At 39.6% G+C, this 24,727-nt stretch carries 24 protein-coding genes, 3 pseudogenes and 1 riboswitch; of the genes and pseudogenes, 24 read left to right on the top strand and 3 right to left on the bottom strand.

Annotation, left to right across the window (positions count from 1 at the left end):
• Position 1 precedes the first annotated feature (1 nt).
• From ODU45_RS04760 to ODU45_RS04715, 10 genes and pseudogenes are all read left to right on the top strand, one after another.
• Complete coding sequence (locus tag ODU45_RS04760) at positions 2 to 739, top strand: hypothetical protein (RefSeq protein WP_161943512.1); 738 nt, start codon at positions 2 to 4, stop codon at positions 737 to 739.
• Between the two features lie 199 nt (positions 740 to 938).
• Positions 939 to 1,751 (top strand): hypothetical protein, encoded by an 813-nt coding sequence (locus tag ODU45_RS04755; protein WP_228475725.1) that lies wholly within the window; start codon positions 939 to 941, stop codon positions 1,749 to 1,751.
• Positions 1,744 to 4,284, top strand: a complete 2,541-nt coding sequence (locus ODU45_RS04750) for a DEAD/DEAH box helicase (RefSeq protein WP_398580851.1) — start codon at positions 1,744 to 1,746, stop codon at positions 4,282 to 4,284. The genes ODU45_RS04755 and ODU45_RS04750 overlap by 8 nt, the downstream gene beginning before the upstream one ends.
• Before the next feature lie 92 nt (positions 4,285 to 4,376).
• Complete coding sequence (locus ODU45_RS04745; protein ID WP_044754313.1) at positions 4,377 to 4,844, top strand: cytidine/deoxycytidylate deaminase family protein; 468 nt, start codon at positions 4,377 to 4,379, stop codon at positions 4,842 to 4,844.
• Positions 4,845 to 5,512: 668 nt separating this feature from the next.
• A complete protein-coding gene (gene metK, locus ODU45_RS04740) occupies positions 5,513 to 6,703 on the top strand; it encodes a methionine adenosyltransferase (RefSeq protein WP_044672032.1) in 1,191 nt (396 codons plus the stop codon).
• A 79-nt stretch (positions 6,704 to 6,782) separates the two neighbouring features.
• Positions 6,783 to 6,953 (top strand): annotated as a pseudogene (locus tag ODU45_RS04735) (flavodoxin family protein); the annotation flags it as partial.
• 147 nt (positions 6,954 to 7,100) lie between these two features.
• Positions 7,101 to 8,360, top strand: a complete 1,260-nt coding sequence (locus tag ODU45_RS04730; protein ID WP_398580850.1) for a UDP-N-acetylglucosamine 1-carboxyvinyltransferase — start codon at positions 7,101 to 7,103, stop codon at positions 8,358 to 8,360.
• 95 nt (positions 8,361 to 8,455) lie between these two features.
• Positions 8,456 to 9,028 (top strand): GNAT family N-acetyltransferase, encoded by a 573-nt coding sequence (locus ODU45_RS04725; RefSeq protein WP_136628117.1) that lies wholly within the window; start codon positions 8,456 to 8,458, stop codon positions 9,026 to 9,028.
• Entirely contained in the window at positions 9,025 to 9,885 is an 861-nt protein-coding gene (locus tag ODU45_RS04720) for a methionyl aminopeptidase (RefSeq protein WP_024384998.1), read from the top strand. The genes ODU45_RS04725 and ODU45_RS04720 overlap by 4 nt, the downstream gene beginning before the upstream one ends.
• Before the next feature lie 47 nt (positions 9,886 to 9,932).
• Positions 9,933 to 10,862 carry a YihY/virulence factor BrkB family protein gene (locus ODU45_RS04715; protein ID WP_398578339.1) on the top strand — a complete coding sequence of 310 codons (930 nt, stop codon included), beginning with the start codon at positions 9,933 to 9,935 and terminating at the stop codon, positions 10,860 to 10,862.
• Between the two features lie 158 nt (positions 10,863 to 11,020).
• On the opposite strand, the gene ODU45_RS04710 is transcribed toward ODU45_RS04715, so the two are convergent.
• Entirely contained in the window at positions 11,021 to 11,458 is a 438-nt protein-coding gene (locus tag ODU45_RS04710) for a GtrA family protein (protein ID WP_024384996.1), read from the bottom strand.
• Between the two features lie 28 nt (positions 11,459 to 11,486).
• A riboswitch (PreQ1 riboswitch) is annotated at positions 11,487 to 11,589 on the top strand.
• Between ODU45_RS04710 and ODU45_RS04705 the strand changes: the two genes are divergently transcribed.
• From ODU45_RS04705 to ODU45_RS04690, 4 genes are all read left to right on the top strand, one after another.
• Positions 11,587 to 12,102 carry a QueT transporter family protein gene (locus ODU45_RS04705; protein WP_012027540.1) on the top strand — a complete coding sequence of 172 codons (516 nt, stop codon included), beginning with the start codon at positions 11,587 to 11,589 and terminating at the stop codon, positions 12,100 to 12,102. (Overlaps the previous riboswitch by 3 nt.)
• A 115-nt stretch (positions 12,103 to 12,217) precedes the next feature.
• Positions 12,218 to 13,060 carry an aldo/keto reductase gene (locus ODU45_RS04700; protein WP_105257036.1) on the top strand — a complete coding sequence of 281 codons (843 nt, stop codon included), beginning with the start codon at positions 12,218 to 12,220 and terminating at the stop codon, positions 13,058 to 13,060.
• An 80-nt stretch (positions 13,061 to 13,140) separates the two neighbouring features.
• Positions 13,141 to 15,297 (top strand): Tex family protein, encoded by a 2,157-nt coding sequence (locus ODU45_RS04695; RefSeq protein WP_105257035.1) that lies wholly within the window; start codon positions 13,141 to 13,143, stop codon positions 15,295 to 15,297.
• Entirely contained in the window at positions 15,284 to 15,718 is a 435-nt protein-coding gene (locus ODU45_RS04690) for a SprT family protein (RefSeq protein ID WP_105159228.1), read from the top strand. The genes ODU45_RS04695 and ODU45_RS04690 overlap by 14 nt, the downstream gene beginning before the upstream one ends.
• Before the next feature lie 258 nt (positions 15,719 to 15,976).
• On the opposite strand, the gene ODU45_RS04685 is transcribed toward ODU45_RS04690, so the two are convergent.
• Positions 15,977 to 16,795 (bottom strand): DUF6261 family protein, encoded by an 819-nt coding sequence (locus ODU45_RS04685; protein WP_105257034.1) that lies wholly within the window; start codon positions 16,793 to 16,795, stop codon positions 15,977 to 15,979.
• Between the two features lie 488 nt (positions 16,796 to 17,283).
• On the opposite strand from ODU45_RS04685, the gene ODU45_RS04680 reads away from it, so the two are divergent.
• The 6 genes and pseudogenes from ODU45_RS04680 (at position 17,284) to ODU45_RS04655 (ending at position 20,727) form a co-directional block, all read left to right on the top strand.
• The gene (locus ODU45_RS04680) at positions 17,284 to 18,078 is read left to right on the top strand and encodes an N-6 DNA methylase (protein WP_105257033.1); all 795 of its coding nucleotides are present in this window, start codon (positions 17,284 to 17,286) and stop codon (positions 18,076 to 18,078) included.
• A gap of 73 nt (positions 18,079 to 18,151) precedes the next feature.
• Positions 18,152 to 18,425, top strand: a pseudogene (locus tag ODU45_RS04675) (CD1845 family protein).
• Between the two features lie 33 nt (positions 18,426 to 18,458).
• The gene (locus ODU45_RS04670; protein ID WP_105257032.1) at positions 18,459 to 19,076 is read left to right on the top strand and encodes a DNA alkylation repair protein; all 618 of its coding nucleotides are present in this window, start codon (positions 18,459 to 18,461) and stop codon (positions 19,074 to 19,076) included.
• 26 nt (positions 19,077 to 19,102) lie between these two features.
• Positions 19,103 to 19,408: pseudogene (locus ODU45_RS04665) on the top strand (VOC family protein); the annotation flags it as partial.
• A 295-nt stretch (positions 19,409 to 19,703) separates the two neighbouring features.
• Positions 19,704 to 20,465, top strand: coding sequence for a hypothetical protein (locus tag ODU45_RS04660; RefSeq protein ID WP_024384992.1), 762 nt, complete (start codon positions 19,704 to 19,706; stop codon positions 20,463 to 20,465).
• Positions 20,455 to 20,727, top strand: a complete 273-nt coding sequence (locus ODU45_RS04655; RefSeq protein ID WP_256767587.1) for a PspC domain-containing protein — start codon at positions 20,455 to 20,457, stop codon at positions 20,725 to 20,727. Before ODU45_RS04660 ends, ODU45_RS04655 begins: the two co-directional genes overlap by 11 nt.
• A gap of 41 nt (positions 20,728 to 20,768) precedes the next feature.
• Here ODU45_RS04655 and manA read toward each other — a convergent pair whose 3' ends face one another.
• Positions 20,769 to 21,710 (bottom strand): mannose-6-phosphate isomerase, class I, encoded by a 942-nt coding sequence (gene manA, locus ODU45_RS04650; RefSeq protein WP_398578338.1) that lies wholly within the window; start codon positions 21,708 to 21,710, stop codon positions 20,769 to 20,771.
• A gap of 217 nt (positions 21,711 to 21,927) precedes the next feature.
• On the opposite strand from manA, the gene hprK reads away from it, so the two are divergent.
• Genes hprK through ODU45_RS04630 form a run of 4 tightly spaced genes read left to right on the top strand, consistent with a single transcriptional unit; the run spans position 21,928 to position 24,579 of the window.
• Complete coding sequence (hprK, locus tag ODU45_RS04645; protein WP_002936769.1) at positions 21,928 to 22,860, top strand: HPr(Ser) kinase/phosphatase; 933 nt, start codon at positions 21,928 to 21,930, stop codon at positions 22,858 to 22,860.
• A gap of 1 nt (position 22,861) precedes the next feature.
• Entirely contained in the window at positions 22,862 to 23,638 is a 777-nt protein-coding gene (gene lgt, locus ODU45_RS04640; protein WP_398580849.1) for a prolipoprotein diacylglyceryl transferase, read from the top strand.
• Positions 23,639 to 23,648: 10 nt separating this feature from the next.
• Positions 23,649 to 24,062, top strand: a complete 414-nt coding sequence (locus ODU45_RS04635; protein WP_074389146.1) for a DUF948 domain-containing protein — start codon at positions 23,649 to 23,651, stop codon at positions 24,060 to 24,062.
• Positions 24,046 to 24,579, top strand: a complete 534-nt coding sequence (locus ODU45_RS04630) for a YtxH domain-containing protein (protein ID WP_053867182.1) — start codon at positions 24,046 to 24,048, stop codon at positions 24,577 to 24,579. Before ODU45_RS04635 ends, ODU45_RS04630 begins: the two co-directional genes overlap by 17 nt.
• Positions 24,580 to 24,727 lie beyond the last annotated feature (148 nt).

Here is a 24,727-nt window from a genome sequence, read left to right as displayed (position 1 = left end):
GATGAATGAAACCCGTTTTTTAGAGTTATTCAATGACTTGGATAAGGTCTTGCGCAAGGTGTGCGGTGTTGCGGATGGGGAATATGCAGATGTAGGCTCTATGTTGACCAAGGCAAAGGAATTGACGCGACATAATCCCGTTGAGGCGAACTGGGATAAACTCTATGTAGCTCGTCAGTTGCGTAATCTCATGGTTCATGAGAAACGAACAGGTTTGAAGGAAGTAGCCCAACCTTCGCAGGAATTGATCACTGTTTTGGAAAAAGTGATAGCCCAGTACCAAGAACCGGTTACCATTGCCGACTATTTACAAAAGACCCAGAAAATTAAGCCGGTTATTTTTGAAGCCAAGGACAAATTGATAAAGGCTTTAGAAATTGTGGAGCAAGAGCATTTTTCTAAGTTTCCGATTTTTTCTGACAAGGTTTATCAAGGCCTGGTTTCTGACAAGGGATTGACAAATTGGTTGGCCAAGGCAAGTAAGGAAACGGGCTCTATACGTGAAAAATTGGTGGAAGCTAGTCTAGAAGACGTACTAGCTTGTGAGGAAGATAGTATTCAGGTAATTGTTCTGCCAATAACAGCCCATCTTTATCAGGTAATTAATCATTTTGAGGGGCGTAAGCGCACAACCGTCCTAGTCAGTCGTCAGGCGAGCGGGAAGCTTCATTCGCCAGAGGATCTTGTTGGTATTGTCACAGCCCAGGACTTGGCAGAGATTTATGGCATGGTGGATTGAGTGGAGAAAGTTGGAAACCCAGCTTGTTGCACACCTCACGATGCAAAAAATTAGTGAACTGAGGATAAACATATTCAATTGAATATTTATTGAAGCTACTATCGTTTTCTTTAACTGTATCGCAGATGTTAAATAAGTGAGATAAAATTTGACAGAAAGTAGGATGAGCTAGCTGGCAATGAATGAAAAGGAGCTTTAAATGCCATTACTTAATAACCGCTTTGAACCAATTTCACAAGTCACAATTTCTAGCAATCCTGTACTGAGCCTCAGTAAAAATGAAGTTGAGGTTCTTAATGCAGCTATTCCAGACTTAACACAATCAGAGAAAGAATTTATAAAAGAAGCATTGGTTGAAATTGCAAAAGGAAAGAACAGCACTTACCCAGTAGAGATTATAGCAAGAAAGATTTACTTGAATCTTCTTAAAAAAGACAGAGTTGCTTCTACTGTAACTGGCTTTAAGGACCCACGGATAAACTCAGGATTTGCTGCTGAATTCTTTTTGATTTGCATACTGCGAGATAATGGTTTTGAACAGCAATTTTGTTATAAAAATTTGGAAGAAAACTCTCCTAAAAAGGGATTTGACGGTGTTTACACTAGAGGTAGTGAAGTTTGGTTGGTAGAAAGTAAGTCTACACACACTGGGACACACAAAGATACTATTGATAGAGCTTATAAGGGGATTTCTGATCAACTTGAGGGAAGAACATCAAATGATCCATGGGAAAATGCAGCATCTCATGTAAGAGTTGCAACTGCTAATAAATCATTAGTTGCCAAACTAGAGAAGCTTAGTGTGGATTATATGAATCAAAATAATAAAAAATTGTCAGAATGTAATTTAATTATTGGTTCAACTGTTGTAGCTCCCTTACCTTCAAATAATGTATCTAATATTCATAACTACATTGGTGGCCATCAGACTTGGAATGAAAAAATTGTAGTCGTTGATCTGAGTAGTCAGCAAATTTTTATTGATATCATGGAGGAAATTGCTAATGGTTAGTCAATCAGATGGAGGAAAAAGTTTATTAACCAGAATAAAAAATAGCAAGGACTTATCGAAGAATATTATTAATTTACTATATAAGAAAAAGGAAATTTCAAGCAGGGAGGCAGAATTTTTATTTTCAATAGCATTAGTAATAATGGAAGAATATCAAAAAGATATAGATAGGCAGAAAAAGAAAAAGGATTATTTAATAAATGATAAGTACCTTTTGATAGAGTTTGCTTATAAGATTATTGCAATAACATGTTTTAAAATAGAAAATTTTAGAGCTTTATATGATTTTTCGGTTAATTATGGTTATTACCCTATTGCTAGAAAGATATTAGATGATAATTTAATTTCAACACCGACTATGCATCATATAATCTCTAATCTTGATATTGAAGATTTTGTTGATGATGGGAAAGTTAAAACCTTAGAACAAAATAAGGTCTTTAAACAAGTGTTGTCATCTGTTTATTCAGAAATTTCATTTCTTGCTCCCACCTCTTATGGAAAAAGTGAGTTAATTTTTGAACATTTGAAAGCTAATAGTCATTTTCATATTGTAGCAATAATTGTTCCTACAAAAGCCCTAATTGATCAAACTTTTCGAGAAGCAAAGAAAAAAATAATGGATAGAAAAATAATTATCCATGATCAAAACTACAATTTGGAAAAAGATACAAGAGTTTTAGCTATTGTCACTCAAGAACGAGCGTTGAGGTTGATAGAAGAAGGTATGGTTTTTGATGTACTTTATATTGATGAAGCTCATGAGTTACTGAATTTCAATTTTAGAGATGTTTTATCAAATCGTAGTTTACTTCTCGCCAGATTAATAAGAATATCGAAAATTGAAAATCCAAATATAAAATTGATTTATCTATCTCCGACAATTCAAGATATTGCCAACCTAGTTTTAGTTGGTGGAAATCCTATACAATCATATGAGATCACAAATAATTTAAAAATTTTAGATATAAAATACGTCAACAAAGATAAGGTGGAATTTGTTTATGACTTATTTTTAGATTGTTTTATCGAAATTGGAAAAATAGAAAATCAAATGGACCACATATCAAATACTTCTCAAAAGTTTAGTAAAAATTTACATTTTCTATATCGTCCAAAATGGATAGAAAGTTACACAGAACAACTATATAGTTCATTACCTTTAAAGGTGATACCGAAAGATATAAAAAGACTACAAGAGGAATTACAAAAAATTGTTCATCCGAAGTTTAAGCTAATTAAATACCTTTCAAGAGGGATTGTTTATCTACATGGGCGGTTACCTTTGATAATAAGGAATTATTTATTAAAGTATGTGAGAGAGTCACATTTTTTACAAAATTTTGTTGCGAACTCGGTCGTTCTTGCAGGTATGAATCTTCCCATAGATAACTTAATTTATATCACAGGTTTTAAAAGTCCTAGTGATTTAAATAATTTAATCGGAAGGGTGAATCGCTTAAATGATATTTTTAAATCAGGGGAGCGACTATCCAAAATATTAATTCCGGTACACTTTATAGATATGGAAACCTATCCGCAAAACCAAGGTGGAAATTTAGAGAAGAAGATTAAAAGTTTAAGAGGGAGGTCTGTTGACAATGTAAGAAATCCAATGCTTGAACAATTTACTGATACAAAGCAAAAAAATAAAGTAGAGGAGATTAGAAATGTTGAAAATAGAATCATTGAAAAGTATACCACTCCAGATTTTTTCACTCAATTAAACAAGGCGGGAGCCCAACAAGTATTAAATTATACTGATGCTGGAATGCAGAAATTAGAGGATGTGATTAAAAGAACATCAGTGGTTTCTAATGAAGGTGATATTCATCAAAACATACTTAATAAGATGAAGGAAGTTTTTTTTGATACCTTTGTAACTGGTGATAAACAGATTGACCCTATGTTTTTTTCTCCTTCAAATAATGTTAAACGTCTTAGATATGAGGCTACTATTGATTATTATAAAAATTTTGTGGAATTTTCGTTTAATAATCTGCACGATAGGATTGAAAATCTGGTGGGATATTGGAAAAAAGTAATTTCAGGGGAGGAAATATCCAAAAATAAAAACAAAGATATCAATTACTTCGTTTATGTTGGTCCTCAGTTTGGTGAGGTTCCTTACGAAACAGATTCTTATAAAGGTGAAGCAAATGTGTATATTGATTTGCGCAGTCATTCAGAAGACGAAGATTATTTGTATAATATGGCAGTAATCAAGATTCAAATTGATGAGGATTTTATTGGACATGAAATTACCTTACTTCTAAATACTTTAAAAGAATTTAAAATCATTACCGGAGAACAATTCGACTATTTCTTATACAAAACTTTTGATAAAAGGGAAATAGAAGTACTAAGATTAGGCATTAGCAGAAATATATATCAGTTAATGAAGAATGATAATCAAATTCAAAATATTGTTTTCGATAGATTTGGAAATGCAAGAGCCAACGACCAGTTACGACAGTATATAGAAACTAAAAAAGGGATTGAAAAGTTTGAATTAGAACAGTATTTTACATAAAATTTCGGATTGAAGAAAAAGTCTGTTTAGAACACAATTTTTTCAATCTTTTTTCTCGTAAGAAATAGTATAATAAGAAAAAGAGGTGTGCTATGTCAACAAATCGTTTAGCTTGGGATGAGTATTTTGCGGCTCAGGCGCTTTTGATTGCCAATCGGGCAACCTGTAAGAGAGCCAAGGTCGGTGCGGTTTTGGTTAAGGACAATAAGGTTATCGCAACAGGCTACAATGGTTCTGTTTCAGGAACCGAACATTGTTTGGATCAGGAATGCCTTATGATTGATGGTCATTGCGCTAGAACCTTGCATGCGGAAGTCAATGCTATTTTACAAGGAGCGGAACGGGGAATTCCAAAAGGTTTTACTGCCTATGTGACCCATTTCCCATGTCTCAACTGCTCCAAGCAATTGTTACAGGTTGGTTGTAAGCGGGTTGTCTATATCAATCAATACCGCATGGATGACTATGCTCAGTACTTGTATAAAGAAAAGGGCTGTGAGTTGGTTCATTTGCCTCTAGAGGTGGTTAAACAGGCAATTGCAGATGCCGAATTTATCTAATGATTCTGTAGAAGAGTGGTTGTATAGAACAACCCTCTTTATTTTTAAGAAAATGCTAGGATAGTCGGTCAATCTATGCTATACTAGAAACGTTATTAAGTCCCGAAAAGGTAGTTTATAGACTAGTTAATATTTGCAGAAACACTTGAAACACAATTAAAGAAGCTGGTAACATCGAATAGTAAGCGTAAAAACTTTACTACACTTCAGTCACCATTTTCTTTAAATAAGGCTGATTTCATACAGTCTGGTATTGTCTTTCTCGTTATGTATCTGGAAATTTTCCCTTGCTCAAGACAGAAGTCTTTCGCAAATAGGATTTCCCTTTGCTCAAGGCAGGAGTCTTTCGCAAATAGGATTTCCTTTGCTCAAGGCAGGAGTCTTTCGCAAATAGGGTTTCCCTTTGCTCAAGGCAGGAGTCTTTCGCAAATAGGATTTCCCTTTGCTCAAGACAGGAGTCTTTCGCAAATAGGATTTCCCTTTGTTCAAGACAGAAGTCTTTCGCAAATAGGATTTCCCTTGCTCAAGACAGAAGTCTTTCGCAAATAGGATTTTCCTTTGCTCAAGACAGGTGTCTTTCGCAAAGAACTAGTCTTCGACTAGTTCTTTGTAACCTTAGTAACCCGCTAGGTTTCTAGCATATATTCTATTTTAAGGGGGACATGTTTATGTCAGAACGTAAGTTGTTTACGTCTGAATCTGTTTCGGAGGGTCATCCGGATAAGATTGCAGACCAGATTTCAGATGCTATTTTGGACGCTATTTTAGCAGAGGATCCAGATGCGCACGTAGCGGCAGAGACGGCTGTTTATACAGGTAGTGTTCATGTGTTTGGAGAGATTTCAACCACTGCCTATGTAGATATTAACCGTGTGGTACGTGATACGATTGCGGAGATTGGCTATACAAAAGGTGAGTATGGTTTTTCAGCTGAGTCGGTTGGGGTCCATCCGTCACTTGTAGAGCAATCGCCAGATATTGCCCAAGGCGTCAATGAAGCTTTGGAAACTCGTCAAGATGCTAGTCAAGATCCATTGGATTTGATTGGTGCAGGTGACCAGGGGCTCATGTTTGGTTTTGCAGTAGATGAAACGCCTGAACTTATGCCGTTGCCAATTTCACTTAGTCACAAATTGGTGCGTCGTTTGGCCGAGTTGAGAAAATCTGGTGAAATTGCTTATCTCCGTCCAGATGCTAAGTCACAGGTAACGGTTGAATACGATGAAGACAATCAACCTGTTCGTGTGGATACAGTCGTTATTTCGACCCAGCATGATCCAGAAGTTAGCCAGGAGCAAATTCGTCAGGATGTCATTGAACGTGTGATCAAGGAAATCATTCCAGCTCATTATCTGGATGACCAAACCAACTATTTTATCAACCCAACTGGTCGTTTTGTTATTGGTGGACCTCAAGGGGACTCTGGTTTGACAGGTCGTAAGATTATCGTTGATACCTATGGTGGTTATTCTCGTCATGGTGGCGGTGCCTTCTCTGGTAAGGATGCGACCAAAGTGGACCGTTCTGCCTCTTATGCGGCGCGTTATATCGCAAAAAATATCGTAGCAGCTGGTTTGGCTAAAAAGGCTGAAGTTCAATTGGCTTACGCTATCGGTGTTGCTCAACCAGTTTCAGTTCGCATCGATACATTTGGTACAAGTACAGTGGCTGAGAGTAAATTAGAAGCAGCTGTTCGTCAGATTTTCGATTTGCGCCCAGCGGGAATTATTCAAATGTTAGATCTCAAACGTCCGATTTACAAGCAAACTGCAGCCTATGGACACATGGGACGTACCGATATTGATCTCCCATGGGAGAAATTGGACAAGGTGGAAGCCTTGAAAACTGCGGTTTTGTAATGAAATAGTTGTCCATTTAGTGAGAAGTTTATGAAAGCGTTAATTGTCTTTGCACATCCTAGAAAAGAAAGTTTTACACGTTGATCAAGCGATGAAAAGCTTGACTTCAGAATGGCTTTTCAACAGCAACGGTGCTCAAGTCATTGACCATATCTTCTATGGGCGAGTACCTTATTTAACGAGGGAAGAGCTGGAGCTGTATCTCGTGGATGCAAGGGAGCAAATTCAGAGAATTTTTCATAAATGGTGAAGAGAGATTCACTAATAGTATATAAATATGAAGGACTGAGTTCATTGGCTCGGTCCTTTTGCTTGCTATATAACTAGCTTTTTCCAAGACTTTATGATAGAATGAAACGTATGCCTTTTTGGGCAAATTAAGAAAGTGAATGTTAGTATGAGAAAAATTGTAATTAATGGTGGAAAAACACTGAAAGGGTCGGTTACCGTTAGTGGTGCAAAAAACTCAGTTGTTGCTCTTATTCCGGCCATTATTCTTGCAGACGGGATTGTTACTCTGGACGGAGTACCTGCAATCTCGGATGTAGATAGCTTAGTTGATATTATGAAAACAATGGGCGCGACGGTCAAGCGTGATGGTGAGACGCTTGAGATTGACCCTCGTGGTGTAAAAGACATGCCTATGCCGTTTGGCAAAATTAATAGCTTGCGTGCATCCTACTATTTTTACGGATCCCTCCTTGGTCGCTTTGGTCAAGCTGTCGTTGGTTTGCCAGGTGGTTGTGATTTGGGACCGCGTCCGATTGATTTGCACTTGAAAGCATTCGCGGCAATGGGGGCTGAGACAACCTATGAAGGTGACTATATGCGCTTGGCAACTAATGGTCAGCGTATTCAAGGGGCACATATCTTCATGGATGTTGTCAGCGTCGGTGCGACAATTAATACTATCTTAGCAGCTGTCAAAGCAGAAGGCCGTACAGTTATTGAAAACGCGGCGCGTGAACCTGAAATTATTGATGTGGCAACTTTGCTTAACAATATGGGGGCACGTATCCGTGGTGCGGGTACAGATATTATCACCATTGATGGTGTAGACAGTCTAAAAGGAACACGTCATCAAGTTATTCCAGACCGTATTGAAGCAGGGACTTATATTGCCCTTGCTGCTGCTGTTGGTGAAGGTATTCGCATTGATAATGTCCTTTATGAACACTTAGAGAGTTATATCGCTAAGTTGGAAGAAATGGGTGTTCGCATGACCATTTCTGAAGATAGTATTTTTGTTGAAAAGCAAGAGAAATTGAAGGCGGTAAGTGTGAAAACTTCACCTTATCCAGGTTTTGCGACAGACTTGCAGCAACCCATTACGCCTTTACTGCTTAAGGCAGAAGGTACTGGTACGATTGTTGATACGATTTATGAAAAACGTGTTGGTCATGTGCAGGAGCTTGCAAATCTTGGAGCAAAAATCTCTACTCGTAACAACCATATTGCCTTTGAAGGTCCAAATCAACTGATTGGGACATCTGTTAAAGCTACTGATTTGCGTGCGGGAGCCGCAATGGTTATCGCTGGTTTAATGGCTCAAGGGCGTACAGAAATTACAAACATTGAGTTTATTCTACGTGGTTACTCAAATATTATTGATAAGCTGACAGAATTAGGTGCAGATATTCAATTGATTGAGGATTAGAGAGTCTAATTGAGAGCTATTTTCTCAAAACGTAATCGATTAAAAAAACGAAACAATCTGGGGCTGGGAGTAATTCTCAGCCCCTTGGGTACACTATGACACTTTGGACAAGACTAGCGAAGTTTGCTTGCTTTGAAACGGACCGTTTGTATTTACGACCATTTTCTTTTGAAGATGGGGAAAGTTTCTATGAAATTGTATCAAATCCTGAAAATCTTCCTTTTATCTTTCCAGCTTTGGAGGACAGAAATATTGCTTTTTCGACAATGGTTGAAAAATTTATGCGTTCACCATTGGGAAACTGGGCTTTAGTTGATAAGCATTCGGAGAGGATGATTGGTGCGCTTTGCTTTGAAAAGGTAGACGAACGTCAACTTTCTGCGGAGCTCAGCTATTTCCTAAAAAAAGACTACTGGAGAAGAGGTTTGATGACGGAAGCAGTGCGGACTTTAGTCTATCTAGCTTTTTATGAGTTTGGTCTGAGGGAGCTGGTTATTGTCACTCATGAGGAAAATGTGGCCAGTCAGATGGTGGCGAAAAAAGCTGGTTTGGTACAGGTTGCGCAGTATCGTGGAAGTGACCGCTATAGCCATAAAACAAGAAATTATCTAAAATTTAGCTTGAAGAGGGCTGAATTTAGTTTAGAAATGTATGAGGAGAATGAATGATTACCATTAAATCACAACGAGAAATTGATGCAATGAACCGTGCTGGAGATGTTCTGGCTGGTATTCATATTGGTTTGCGAGAGATTATCAAGCCAGGCGTTGACATGTGGGAAGTAGAGGAATATGTCCGTAAAACGTGTAAGGAAAAGAATGTTTTGCCACTCCAAATTGGTGTTGATGGAGAATTGATGGATTATCCTTATGCAACTTGTTGTGGATTAAATGACGAGGTCGCTCATGCCTTTCCGCGTCATTACAAACTTAAAGAAGGTGATTTGCTGAAGGTCGATATGGTTTTGAGTGAGCCCTTAGACAAAGCGGTAATTGATGTTTCTAAGCTCAACTTTAATGATGTCAAGGCTATGAAGAAAATCACCCAGACCTATCGTGGTGGTTGTGCGGATTCCTGCTGGGCTTATGCGGTTGGTCAGGTCTCTGAAGAAGTTCAAAACTTGATGGATGTGACCAAGGAATGTTTGTATCGTGGTATCGAGCAAGCCGTTGTTGGCAATCGTATCGGTGATATTGGTGCAGCCATTCAAGAATATGCAGAAGGTTTGGGCTACGGTGTTGTTCGTGACTTGGTGGGGCACGGCGTTGGACCAACCTTCCACGAAGAGCCGATGGTTCCTCACTATGGAACTAAAGGGCGTGGACTCCGTTTGCGTGAGGGCATGGTTTTGACTATCGAGCCTATGATTAATACAGGGACTTGGGAAATCGATACGGATATGAAGACTGGTTGGGCTCACAAAACACTTGATGGTGGCTTATCTTGCCAATATGAGCATCAGTTTGTTATTACTAAGGATGGTCCAGTCATTTTGACGAGTCAAGGTGAAGAAGGGACCTATTAATTCTCGGAGAGGTCGTGAATAATAGGTGAATGAGGAAGGAGGAGAGAATGAAGAAAACCAAAATAGTTGAAGGTTTGAAAACATTCTGCTCAACCTTCTTTTCTTTTTATCGTTCTGCTGATAGCGATGTAACAAGTGTTGCAGTAGCTTACTATTTGTTAATTTCTATTTTTCCTATTCTTCTAACTCTTGCGAATTTACTACCCTATTATCCATTTGATGTGGATATGATTTTATCGGTTATAGCTGAATTTGTGCCAGACAAGCTCTATCCTTCGGTTTCATCTTTTATCACTTCTGTATTAACAAAGCCGTCGTCATCATGGTTAGGGATTTCAATTCTGACCACTCTTTGGACCCTGTCACGTAGTATGACCATTTTGCAGAAGGCCTTTAATAAGGCTTATGGCATCAATGAACACCGTGATTTTATTATTGGGCATTTGATTGGCATATTTTTAGGAATTGGTCTGCAGGTAATTATCCTCTTAAGTATTACGCTTTTGACTTTCGGGCAGGCAGTTTTTTCTTATATTAATAAGCTGGTTCCTATTGAAGATGCCTGGCTGAAGGGACTTCTTAGTCAAACACAGTTAGTAGGTTTAATGGCTCTGTTTGCCGCCTTGGTTATGCTTTATTTCTTTTTGCCAAATGTTCGGATAAAAAAAGTTCGATATGTTTTTCCAGGAACGTTGTTTGTTCTGTTGACGATGACTTCTATTGGAAAGTTATTTTCGATTTATGTTGATAATTATGCCAATCAATTGCTAGATTTTAGAATGGTTACAGCCGTTATTTTCCTTGTGTTTATGCTTTGGTTCATTTTTATGGCTCAGGTACTCATCATTGGTGCAATGATTAATGCTACGGTTCAAAGTATGCAGGTAGAAGAGTTTCATGCCAGAGATGGGGATATTGTTTCTATCTTGAATAGGCTCAAGGCAAGATTTACAGCGATAGATAAAGAATGGGAGTGAGAAAGAACTCATCTAATTGAAAAAAGAGTTCGTCTTCTCACCCCCGCACAGTTGATTAGGTCAGATTTGGAGTGTGAAACGCGAACAAATCTGCCAATCAACCACTGCGCTGAGATGTTGACACGAACTCTGAGAAATGAGGTAGGAGAATTCCCACCTCATTTCTTATCTTTAAATACAAATAATTTACTTAAAACGTAGTTTAGGACAATAACTAAGACTTGCGAGAAAAGTGTCGCAATGGCATTGACCAGGTTGATGTTGTTATGTACAAATTGTCCAATCAATTGTGGATAGGCAGCTACGAGTATATAGGCTAAAGCCATATCCAAAACAAGAGTGACAATTCGAGCGGTAGTGAATTTGATGAGGCGTTGGAACCAGCCTTCCCTTACTTGCTTAAATACAAAGCGATCATTTGTCCAAAAGGCAAAGAGGATAGCTACTGCATTGGCTAAAAGAGTTACTAGCAGAATGGATGGGATGAACAGAAAGAGTCCCATACGGGTAATCATATAAACAAGGGTTGCTGCCACACCTGCAATCAAATAGAGAATAACTTCGTTATTGATGAGTTGATAAAATAGTTTTTTCATAGGACTAGTCTAGCATTTTTAGGAAAAATATGCTATACTAATCAACGTTGTTGACAAATTCAATGACCCTTGGGGCTTGCTCACTTTACCCAAGCATATTTTAAGCTTTTTCGCTAAAGGAGAATTTTATGAATACATCTAAATGGACTGCCAGAGATATGGCAGAAATTGCTCTTGTTGCGGCGATTTATGTCGCTCTTACCTTGACGCCGCCATTGAATGCTATTTCCTTCGGGGCTGTTCAGTTCCGTTTGTCTGAAATGCTCAATTTCTTGGCTTTTTATAATCGTAAGTATATTATCGCTGTGACCATTGGCTGCATGATTTCCAACTTGATTGGTTTTGGTGTGATTGACCTCTTTGTGGGGGGATTCTCGACATTAATCTTCGTTACCTTGGGAGTTATTCTGTTTGAAAAATACAAGAAGGACTATCTATTCGGTGGATTATTTAACAAGGCTTTCTTTTATTTCTCATTCTTTTTTGCGGCAACTATGTTTACCATTGCTTTAGAATTAAAAGTCTTATACGATTTACCATTCTTTCTAACTTGGTTGACAACAGCAGCAGGAGAATTGCTTTCTCTATTAGTTGGAGCTGTTGTTATCGATAAACTATCCAAGAAAATAAATTTTGAAAAGTAAGCATACAATAAATGTGAGCAGACACTTTCGAGTGTCTTTTATTTTTAGGTCGCATTATTTTGTATTGATTGACAATTTAGTTTATACTGGGGATAGAAGAAATAGGAGGTCTTTTATGACAAGGTATACGTTTTCAAATGGTGTAACTGTTCCTAAAATTGGTTTTGGAACTTGGCAGATACCTGATGGTGAAGTGGCGTACGGTGCGGTTTCTTATGCATTGGAAGCTGGTTATCGCCATATTGATACTGCTCAAATTTATGGCAATGAAGCTAGTGTGGGTCGGGCTATAGCTGATAGTGGCCTAGCTCGTGAGGACATTTTTTTAACAACTAAGGTTTGGAATGATAAGATTGGCTATGAAGATACCCTTGCTTCAGTAGAAGAATCCATGCAGAAATTGCAGGTGGATTATCTGGATTTGTTACTGATCCATTGGCCAAATCCAAAGGCTAGTCGTGAGACAATTGGATGGAAAAAACGGAATGCCCAGGTTTGGAAGGCATTAGAAGAGCTCTATCGTGTTGGAAAAGTGAAAGTAATTGGAGTTTCTAACTTTATGGAACACCATCTAGAAGCTTTGCTGGAAACGGCTGAGATTATCCCGATGGCTAATCAGATTATGTTAGCTCCAGGAACTCCTCAGTCAGAATTAGTTGCTTACTGCAAAGCCAAAGGAATTCTTTTGGAGGCCTATAGCCCATTTGGTACAGGGACACTTTTCCAAAGCCAAGAAGCAGCCGATTTGGCTAAAGAAGCTGGTTGTAGTGTTGCTCAGTTAGCATTGGCTTGGTCTTTAGATAAGGGCTTTCTACCATTACCAAAATCAACCAGCCCAGAAAATATCAAGGCCAATTTGGATATTGATGACCTAGTCATTAGTCCAGAGGCCGTAGCCCAGTTGGACAAGCTTGCAGGTGTCAAAGGGTGGCTAGACCCAGATTTGGCAGAGTTTTAAGAAGAAAAGTGAAAGTATGTGTAGCTCACATGCTTTTTCTATTGAGTCACTTGTACCGCTTTCATGCTATAATAGTAGCTATGGAAGAAAAATATTTGAAAATTGCTCAGGAATTGGGCGTTAGTTTAAAACAGATTGATACGGTTTTGGCTTTGACAGCTGAAGGCAACACTATTCCCTTTATCGCTCGTTATCGGAAGGATGTGACAGGGAACTTGGACGAGGTGGTCATCAAATCCATCATCGATCGGGATAAGGCCTTGACTGCTCTTGCTGACCGTAAGGCAACAGTTCTTGCCAAGATTGAAGAGCAGGGCAAATTAACAGACCAGCTCCGTCAGGCTATCGAGGAAGCGGAAAAGCTGGCAGATGTGGAAGAGCTCTACCTGCCTTATAAGGAAAAACGTCGGACCAAGGCAACGGTGGCGCGTGAGGCTGGACTGTTCCCGCTGGCTCGCTTGATTTTGCAGAATGTGGCTGACTTGGAAGAGCAGGCTGCTGCTTTTATCTGTGAAGGCTTTGATACGGCTCAGGCTTGTTTGGCTGGGGCTGTGGATATTTTGGTCGAAGCGATCTCAGAAGACAATAAACTTCGGGCCTGGGTCTACCATGAAGTACAGACCAATTCAAGCCTTACTTCAGAGCTAAAAGATCAAGAAGCAGACGAGAAAGAAGTCTTTCAGATTTACTATGATTTTTCTGAGAAAGTGGCAAAAATGCAGGGTTATAAGACCCTGGCCATCAATCGTGGGGAGAAATTAGGCATTCTCAAGGTTTCTTTTGAACACAATGTGGATAAAATGATCCGCTTCTTTGAGCTTCGGTTTCCACAGTCCAATAGCTACATCAAGGATGTCATTCAGCAGGCCATCAAGAAGAAAATTCTGCCTGCTATGGAGCGTCGGATTCGGACAGAATTGACGGAAGAAGCAGAAGAAGGAGCTATCCAACTCTTCTCTAAAAACCTACGAAATCTGCTCCTTGTATCTCCCCTCAAAGGCAAGGTTGTTCTTGGTTTTGACCCTGCCTTCCGGACAGGGGCTAAGCTGGCGGTTGTAGACCAGACAGGCAAACTCTTGACAACCCAGGTCATCTATCCAGTTGAGCCGGCTGGTCAGCGTCAAATTGCCCAGGCCAAGAAAGACTTGGCAGACTTGATTGGGCAATACCAAGTGGAAATCATTGCTATCGGAAATGGAACGGCCAGCCGTGAGTCTGAAGCTTTCGTTGCTGATTTGCTCAAGGACTTTCCAGAAGTTTCTTACGTTATTGTCAATGAAAGCGGAGCCTCTGTCTACTCAGCTTCTGAACTGGCACGATACGAGTTCCCAGACCTCCCCGTCGAGAAACGCTCTGCCATTTCCATTGCCCGCCGTCTGCAAGACCCGCTGGCTGAGCTGGTCAAAATCGATCCCAAGTCGATCGGTGTTGGTCAGTACCAGCACGATGTCAACCAGAAAGCTCTGTCTGAAAGTCTGGATTTTGTGGTCGATACGGTGGTCAACCAGGTCGGGGTCAATGTCAATACGGCCAGTCCTGCCCTTCTAGCTCACGTGGCTGGTCTCAACAAGACCATTTCGGAGAATATCGTCAAGTACCGCGAGGAAAATGGAGCCTTGACCTCTCGTCAGCAGCTTAAAAAGGTGCCTCGTCTGGGTGACAAGGCCTTTGAGCAGGCAGCTGGTTTCTTGCGGATTCCAGATGCGACTAACTTTTTGGACAATACTGGCGTGCACCCAGAGTCTTACAAGGCTGTGGAAAACCTGTTAGAACTTCTGGCTATTGACCACTTAGATGAGGCTGCGCAGGAAAAATTAAAGCAGGTGGCAATCGCAGATACAGCAGAAAAAATCGGTGTCGGTCAGGAAACCTTGAAGGACATCATCGCAGACTTGCTCAAGCCAGGTCGTGATTTACGGGATGACTTTGAAGCACCAGTCCTCCGTCAAGATGTCTTGGATGTTAAGGACTTGGTGGTAGGTCAGGAATTGCAGGGGACAGTCCGCAATATTGTGGACTTTGGAGCCTTTGTGGACATCGGTGTCCATGAAGATGGCTTGATTCACATTTCACGCATGGTCAAACGCAAACGGGATAAGAATGGACGCCAACAAGCCTTACCTCATCCTAGCGAAGTCCTCGCTGTTGGGGAAATCGTTACTGTCTGGCTGGTTGAAGTGGACATCAAACGCAACCGTATCGGCCTTAGCCTTTTGAAACCAAATGGATCTGAATAAGTATGTGCAAGAAGTTTCCTTGCAAGACTTCGGTAAGGAATTTCGACATCAGGCTGTCTGGAACAGGCGACTGCGGTCAACAGGTGGTCGCTTTTTTCCAAGAGATGGGCATTTGGATTTCAATCCCAAGCACTTGGAGGAGCAAGGCTTAGAAGTCTTTCGGAAGATTGTCCGTCACGAGCTCTGCCATTACCATCTCTACTTTGAGAAGAAAGGCTATCGGCACGGAGATAGGGACTTCAAAGAACTGCTGGCTGCGGTGGACGGCCTGCGCTATGCTCCCAAACTGGAACAAACTGCCAAGCCTAGCCTGCTGTATACCTGTCAGTCCTGTGGACAAGTTTACCAGCGCAAGCGCCGCATTGACCTAAAAAAATACCGATGTGGGAAGTGTAGGGGGCTTTTAGTGAAAATGTTTTAAAATGAGAAAATCAGTCCTAAGAGATTCACTTAGGGCTGGATTTCTGTGATAAGGTATTGGGATTTTTTTGAAACTGGCAGAACAAAAAAATGTGTTATGATATAACTAGGGAAAACGCCGAGGGCGGAACAGGCAGCCGCCACACCTTTTGGGTCTGAAAGAGATGTAGGAGTGTCACCCTACCGATGTTTTTTCAAATTTTGGGAGACGTTTCGTTTCCTTTTTTTTGTTCTAAAGGATTAGGAATAAGTAAAAGGATTAGGGTTGAAGGATCGGTTCTGGGAGTTGTAAAATGATATTTTTATCATTTTTCACAACTTTGCTTGAATGGTGTGAGAGTTGTTCGATGTAATATTGTCTACTAGTATTGAAAAGTGTAATGAGTTCGGAGTATAGAGACTGACCATGGAGTTCCATCAAGATTTCACAGAGTTTTAAAACACGGAGATAAGCAGACTGGAGATCTTTACGGATTTGATAGGTATCATAGCGATTAGCTTTGCTACGAATATCTGTGGTATGGGAGAAAACTGTTTCAAATTCCTGCTGACTTTCTTTTAGGTTCTCAAAAAATCTTTTTAAACCAAGGATTTCGATATATTCAATTGTTTCTGGACTGGATAAGCGATTAAATAGTTTGTCCAGTTCTAGACTTTCTTTTTCATAATCAAGTCGATGTATGTCTCGGAAAGGTTTTACAATTTCTGTTAACTCACTATAAGCAGTTTTTTCAGATTGTCGTTTACTCGTTTCGAAGGCGGCTAGACTACGTTTAAAAATAGAAAAGTCACTATTACGGAGTTGATTGGCATCCTGAATCTTTTTTGTTAATGCTTTTCCTTTATCTTGATTGATGGCTTTTTGGTATTGGTTGAAGGCTGTTTGCCATGTATCTATTGCTAGGGTCAAATGCTTATCTTGATTGAAAGGAATTTGACTTTGTTGTAATGATTTGAGACTGCGAGAATTAAGTTGGTAAAAGTTGCTGTTGTCCAACTTTTGCAGTGGTAATGGTTTCACTTTACTTGTTCGTATGCTTGTGTTTGATGCAGAGTGATTTTCTTTTTTTGCTGTCATCAGCTATCCTCATTTCTTATGTGATGGTACTATGATAGCAATTATACAAGCTATTCAACAGGACATTTTTGTCCCGAAAATGAACATGGAAGTAATGAAGTGCTGATTTTACTGCCTGATAACAAGAAATGAACTGATAGGTCGGTATATTGTTCCTTTGTGGGAGTCTATCCTACAGATTAGTTGATAGTTTTAATTCTTGTCACATAAAAATTGTGAAAATAGATCGTATTTTTTGTATTTTATTGTAATCAAAAGATAATAAGTCTAAAGAAGTTTTGCTTGTGAGCTTTCAGTCGATGGATTAGTCGACTGATTTTCAGTTTGTTAGCTGATTGAAAGATTTTTTTGAAGCATGAAAAAATTGAACTTCAATAATCAGTATATTATTCATAATAAATAAGGCATTTTTATCTGTCTCGTGGTATAATTTTATAGAACCTATTACGCTATTTCTGGGCGTAAGTTATAAAGAATAAGGAGAAATCATGATTACTTCTGAAGAGATTAAATTACGTCTATGGAATGGTGCCAATGAACTCCGTGGCTCTATGGATGCTAGTCGGTACAAAGATTATATGCTTGGGCTCATGTTCTACAAGTTTTTAAGTGACCAGACCTTAAAGGCTTTTGCCAACACATCGGGCTTGACCAAGGAAGAAAATTGGTATAAGGAGTATGTGCTGGCTCATCAAGAGTATGGGACAGAGTTAGAAAAGATGATCCAAGACGTTTTGGGCTATTTTGTCCGTCCTGAACATCTCTACCAAACTTGGATTAAGGATATGAACGAGGGGCGGTTTGAAGTTCAGAAGGTGACGGATAGCCTGAGCCAATTTGAGCGAAGTATTGCCGTAGCCAATGGTTCAGATGATTTTCAAGGTCTTTTTGCCAGCTCTACTCTTGATCTGACGGATACAGCACTGGGAAGCAACCTCAATGAACGGAGTAAAAACATACAGGCTCTTATCCGTTTGTTTGAGGACTTGGACATGGTTGCCCTACAAAGTGGAGATGTTTTGGGGGATGCCTATGAGTATCTGATTGGACAATTTGCCATGGAATCTGGTAAGAAGGCTGGCGAGTTCTACACGCCCCACCAAGTCAGTGAAGTGCTGGCTCAGATTGTTGCGACCAATTCTTCTATTTCATCCATCTATGACCCAACCGTTGGGTCTCGTGTCATAATAATGACAGAGGCAAATAGTTCAGTAAAATCAAAGGTTTTGAAGCTTCTACCAAAGTTAAAAACTGAAGAAACTGATAGTTTATGTGTTGCTTAGAGTCATTATCCATTAAAATAATGGTTGTAAGCAGCACATAAGCCGAAGAGAAAAGAGGTAGTGGAGGTAGTGTATGCGATGGATATTAAAAATTCCCGATTAGTCTTGTCTTATCAATTCTGACTGCTTTTCTGACATTCTTACTTGGTATAGGAACGGCGTTACTTTATATCGTTATGATGTTCTGCATATTTGGGGCGTTAGCTTCTTTCATTCAAGGAGAAGTCGGAATAGGCATATCGGGTTTGATTATCGGTTTCCTATTTAGTCCTTATGGGCTCCCGATGATAGGAGCGACTGTGATAGCGTTTATTGAATTGATAAATGAGAAGATTAAAGAGGTGTAGGTAAATAGATATTTTGTGAGGAGGCGAGGCAACTTGAAAGAATATATTGCGAGTTTAGAAAAAGAGTTTTCTTTGATAGAAAATGGTTTCAAAGAGGAAGAGAAAAGAGCCTTAACTGATTATAAAGCTAATGATAATGAATATGCTAAGAGTTTGGCATTTTTAGCATATAAATCTGATACCTATCAAGTAAGAATGTACGGTGTATTTCTTTTTGGATATTTATCAGAACAAGATGATATTTTAGCATTTATGAGAGATGAAGTTTCCAAAGATGATAATTGGAGAGTTCAGGAAGTATTGGCAAAGGCATTTGATGAATTCTGCAAGAAAAAAGGATATAAAAAAGCACTTCCAATAATTGATGAATGGTTAAAAAACAATAATCCTAATACAAGGAGAGCTGTTACGGAGGGACTAAGAATATGGACAAGTAGACCATATTTCAAGGAAAATCCGAATGAAGCTATTGAAAGGATTGCCAACTTAAAAGAAGATGCAAGCGAATATGTGAGAAAATCCGTTGGAAATGCTTTAAGGGATATTAGTAAGAAATTCCCGGAGTTGATTAAAATTGAGCTTGATAGCTGGAAATTAGAAAGTAAAGAGATAAAACAAGTTTACAAGTTGGCAAGTAAATTGATTGTATGACAAATAAGAATTCATAGGAGGTAACGATGAACAAGATTACTTGTATTTGTTTAGGTGTTAAAGATATGGAAAGGTCAATCAAGTTTTATAGAGATGGCTTAGGCTATAAGACTGATTGCAGAGAAAATAATCCGCCGGTATGCTTTTTTGATACTCCGGGAACAAAGTTTGAACTATTTCCTTTGGAACAATTAGCAAAAGATATTGATGGAAATAATCCACCAAAAGGAAACGGATTTTCAGGAATTACATTAGCTTACAATGTTGAACATAAAGAAGATGTGGATAGTGTAATTGAATTAGTACGAAGCGCTGGCGGAAGAATTGTAAGGATGTATTCTCGGCAAAGGAAATTGAAAAGCTTTCGGGCGATTTAATTCACAGCCTTGTAGAAAAGATAAGTATTTCCAAATTCTCCAAGTGGACGCAGTTCCCAAGCGTGATGATTTTTATACGCTCAGAGTTGAGTAATAGAATTAAATTTTGGGGTTTCAAAGCAGAATTTTCATCCATTTTCAGAAAAAATCTATCAATTGCCTTGGTAAAACTTGATTTTCTAGAATCAGTCTTCGGGCTGATTTTTTTGTGGAGAAATGTGATATACTAGAGTAGAATTGAGGTGAGTCTATGACGCAAAAGAGAGAAGAACGCTTAATTGAGTTATATGAAAAAGGTGTCTTGACCAAGGAAGAGGCGCGTGCCTGTTTTAAGGAAATGAATCAAGAACCAGACTTTCTTTTTGTGGAAGAAAAAGTAAAATTGAATTTTACCTTGCCAAGTTTTAAGGTCTTTGCTTCCTCCAAATTGAAACAATCCTATAGTTTTGAAGGGATTGAATCACTCTTTTTAAAATTATCTGAGGGACGTCTAACTTTGGCTAAGTCTAAAAATAATCAGATTAGTGTGGAGATTTGCTACAATCAAGATGCACCAGAAGATAAGCTTCCTCGTCTTTATGTTGAAAAAAAGGGGCTTTATTTTCACAGTAGTTTGGCCTGTCGTTTGACAATCAACTTACCTCAGGAATGGATGTCAGTACTAGATGTAGAACTTGGTCAAGCAGATGCTCGCTTGGATTACTTACCATTTGAAGATATTTCTATCCGCAGTTCAAGGGATAAAAAACAACAGGATATTCGCTTGACGACTTGCGGTGGTTATCCCCAACACTTGTATGTGCAACTAGCTCAGGCTCCCTTGACTTTACAAACTGGCAAAGGCCAGGGAATTCGGGGGCAGATTGAGTCGCAATCAGGTCATGTCTTGGTTAACCGGAAAAAGAAAAATAGTCCCTATCAGTTTGAAAAATCTGGCAATGATTTACTTTTCTTGAAGGTACAAACAGGTCAAGGGGGCTTTTACGTGAAAGGAATAAAAGATGTCAATTGAATTGTATAAAGTAAGGCAGGGGAAGATAGTATCTGGGGTTCTTGCCGGCATAGCGCATAAATTGGGCTGGGAATCCTGGGTAACACGCGCGATATTTATTGCAGGTCTCCTCTTAGGCAAATCCTTCCTCCTTCTGATTGCTCTCTATATTGCAGCAGCTTATTTTTTACCCTATAAGGAAGATAGGGATGCGGAACGCTATGGAATAGGTCCACGTAAGATAAAAGAAGCGGAAAAGATAAATAAGTCTTGGTTTGAATAATGCAAAAAACTTGAGTTTAAATGCTCAAGTTTTTTGTATGCTTAGTTTGTGTGGCTGGCGATGATGTCCATTTGTCCTGTAAATGTCCAGTCTGTCACATCGGTTGGTAAGATAAAGTGGCTTCCTTTTTGAAGTGGGTAGCTGGTTTCACCGACTTGGATGGCACCTTCCCCTTCGATGACACTGACAAGCAGGTAAGGAGCTGTCTGTTCCATTTTGATTTCTTGTTGGATATTCCATTTATATACGGTAAAGAAGGGATTGGCAACCAGAAGTGTTGAGTCAAGATTGCCTGCTTTGAGGTGGGCAGGTGTTGAGTTAGCAACAGGTCCGATGGTCAGTACATCAATCGATTTTTCAATGTGTAGTTCACGGAGGTTGCCTGCATCGTCACGGCGGTCAAAGTCATAGACACGGTAGGTTGTATCGCTAGATTGTTGGGTTTCTAAAATCAGGATTCCCTTACCGATGGCGTGCATGGTGCCGCTTGGTACAAAGAAGAAATCACCCTTTTTGACAGGTACATGGGTCAACAGCTTGTCCCAATCTCCAGCTTCGATTTGCTGACGGAGTTCTTCTTTGGATTGGGCATTGTGGCCATAAATGATCTCAGCTCCGTCTTCGGCTTCCAAAATGTACCAACATTCTGTCTTGCCCAGTTCGCCTTCGTGAGCCAAGCCATAGCTATCATCGGGATGGACTTGAACGCTGAGCCAATCGTCTGCATCAAGGATTTTTGTTAATAATGGAAAGACATCATCTGTTGGATTGCCAAATAAATGTTTTTCATTCTGATAGAGGTCATCCAGTCCTCTTCCTTTATATTGACCGTTTGAGACAGTTGTTACGCCATTTGGATGGGCAGAGATGGCCCAACATTCACCAGTCTTTTCACTAGGAATATCGTAGTGGTAGTTGGTCCTTAGGCGATTGCCCCCCCAAATTTTTTCGTGCATAACAGGTGTGAGAAACAATGGTTCCATGATTTTCTCCTTAGTAGTAAGTATTGATCTATATAAAGTATAACAGATTTGTTAGAAATATGTAGCACTGGGAGGGAAGTGCATTTAATCTGTAGAAGTTTTGCTAATTTTGTGAGAAAAAGAAAGAAACTCATTCTTTTTACCAAATCAGCCACTTGTTTTTCCTCCAACCCCTAGCTTATGGTATAATATAATAAAACTGAAAGTGAGGGAAGAAATGACCGTTTATGTGAAAGATTTGGTCGATAATCTGCGGATTGAGTGTGCTTACAGTACGGAAGAGCTCTTGCAAAAGCAAATTACGACGGCAGATATTACCCGACCAGGATTGGAAATGACTGGCTATTTTGATTACTATGCTCCAGAGCGCATCCAGTTGATAGGGATGAAGGAATGGTCTTATTTGATGGCTATGACTGCCCATAACCGCTATCAGGTTCTTTCTCAGATGTTCCAGCCAGAAACCCCTGTTGTCATAGTGGCACGTGGTTTGGAAATCCCTGAGGAGATGTACAAGGCTGCAAAAGAAAAACAAATTGCTATCTGTCGAAGCAAGACAGCAACCAGTCGTCTATCGGGAGAATTGTCTTCTTACTTGGATAGTCGCCTGGCTCAGCGGACGAGTGTACACGGTGTCTTGATGGACATTTACGGTATGGGTGTGCTTATCCAGGGCGATTCTGGTATCGGTAAGAGTGAGACTGGTCTTGAGTTGGTTAAACGAGGACACCGATTGGTGGCTGATGACCGTGTTGATGTATATGCAAAAGACGATGTCACTCTCTGGGGTGAACCTGCGGAAATTCTGCGCCACTTATTAGAGATTCGAGGAGTCGGCATTATCGACATCATGAGTCTATACGGTGCTAGTGCCGTGAAAGATTCATCAGAAGTGCAATTAGCTGTCTACTTAGAAAATTTTGAAACAGGTAAGGTATTTGACCGTTTGGGAAATTCTGGCGATAGTATCGAAATAGCAGGAATTGCTATTCCACAAATACGTATTCCTGTAAAAACCGGTCGAAATATTTCTGTTGTAATTGAAGCAGCAGCCATGAACTACCGTGCCAAACAGATGGGGTTTGATGCAACGAAGATCTTCGAAGAACGCTTGTCTAATTTAATTGAGCACAATAGAGAAGAGGTTTAATATGGATCCTATTGCGATTAAATTAGGTCCCTTAGAAATTCGTTGGTATGCAATCTGCATTTTGCTTGGTCTGATTCTAGGTGTTTATCTGGCGACAAACGAGGGACCACGAAAGAAAATCCGTCAGGACGATATTTTAGATTTTATTCTAATCGCATTTCCGCTTTCTATCCTGGGGGCACGGATTTACTATGTAGCCTTTTCATGGAGCGAATACAAGGATAACATTTTATCTATCTTCGCTATCTGGAACGGTGGTATTGCCATCTATGGTGGTTTGATTACAGGTGCAATCGTCCTTTATTTCTTTACCCAGTATCGCTTTATTAATACCCTGGATTTTTTGGATATTGTAGCGCCATCGGTCATGATTGCTCAGGCAATCGGTCGTTGGGGGAATTTCTTTAACCAAGAGGCCTATGGCAAGGCAGTAGAAAGTTTGAACTACCTGCCAGCCTTTATCCGAGACCAGATGTATATTGATGGTGCCTACCGTCAACCAACCTTCTTGTTTGAGTCTCTCTGGAATTTGCTAGGCTTTGGCTTGGTTTGTGTGTTACGTAGACGGCCAAAATTCCTTAAACAGGGAGAAATTACAGCTTTCTACCTAGTCTGGTATGGTTGTGGTCGCCTTTTGATAGAAGGCTTGCGGACGGACAGCCTCATGTTCTTGGGAATACGTGTTTCACAATGGCTATCTGGGGTGTTAATCCTCGTTGGTATTATCATGGTTGTGTTGCGGAGAAGAAAGTCTTCTATTCCATTCTATCAACCCTAAAGGAGAAGATATGATTATTGAAATTTCTGTCTTGATTATTGCTTTGTCCATCGCGGCGGTGGCAGTATATATTGTTTTGTTGTTGAAAAAATTGGGTACGGTGACAGATGAAGCCCAGCAAACGCTTAAGGTCTTGACCAGCGATGTCAATGTGACTCTCTATCAGACCAACGAGCTTTTGGCTAAAACCAATGTCTTAGTCGAAGATGTAAATGGTAAGGTTTCGACCCTTGATCCTCTTTTTGTAGCGGTAGCTGACTTGTCAACTTCTGTATCAGATCTGAATGCTTCAGCGCGTGATTTGACAGTCAAAGCTAAGTCTGCTGGAGCAAGTACTGTAAAAGTCGGCGGAGCTCTTTCAGCTCTGTCAACTCTCTCATCTCTCTTAGGTAAGAAAGGAGAAAAAAATGGTAAAAAAATCTAATGTCTTAACCAGTCTCTTATTGGGTGTAGCAGGTGGTGCTGCCGCAGCAGCATTTTTAGCAAGTAAAACTGGTCAAGCGGTCAAGGAAAAAGTTGTAAACTTTGCTAATGACTATAAAGAAAACCATGAAGAAATCAATGCTGATTTTGTCAATAAGGCACAAGATTTAGGCAAACAAGCGACTGAACGATTTACCGAAGTAAAAACTCAACTTGAAACTGGTGAATTGACAGTAGAAGATTTGGTCAAGTCTGGTAAGGAAAAATCCTTGGAAACCTTTGAGCAAATCAAGGAAAAAATTGCGGAACAAAACTTGTCAACGGCAGACATTTTGGAAGCTATTAAGGCAAAAACTGCTAAAGCTCCGACAGTGGATTTGACAGAAGAAGATATTGAGGATGCTGTAGTTGTGTCTGAAGATATTGAGCTTACAATTGATGATGTCATCATCGAGCCTGTATCAGAAACAGTTTCAGAAGTAGCAAGCGAAACTGCCTCAGAAACAGTTGAAGGATAAAAAGAAACTAGCTTAGAATGTTGATATACTCCCCTTATAGTGGACAGTGAAAAAACAAAAATTTTCACTAGAAACTATAAAGGGAGTTTTATTATGTCCAAAAGAAGTCCAAAGTCTGTCTCTGAGAAACTAGAAATTGTTCTACTCT

Origin of the sequence: Streptococcus sp. 2022WUSS135 (genome assembly GCF_044427045.1) — a bacterium.
GTDB classification, from domain to species: domain Bacteria; phylum Bacillota; class Bacilli; order Lactobacillales; family Streptococcaceae; genus Streptococcus; species Streptococcus hashimotonensis.
Note: the sequence above shows the minus strand (reverse complement) of the source record. Positions and strands in the feature narration are given on the sequence as shown.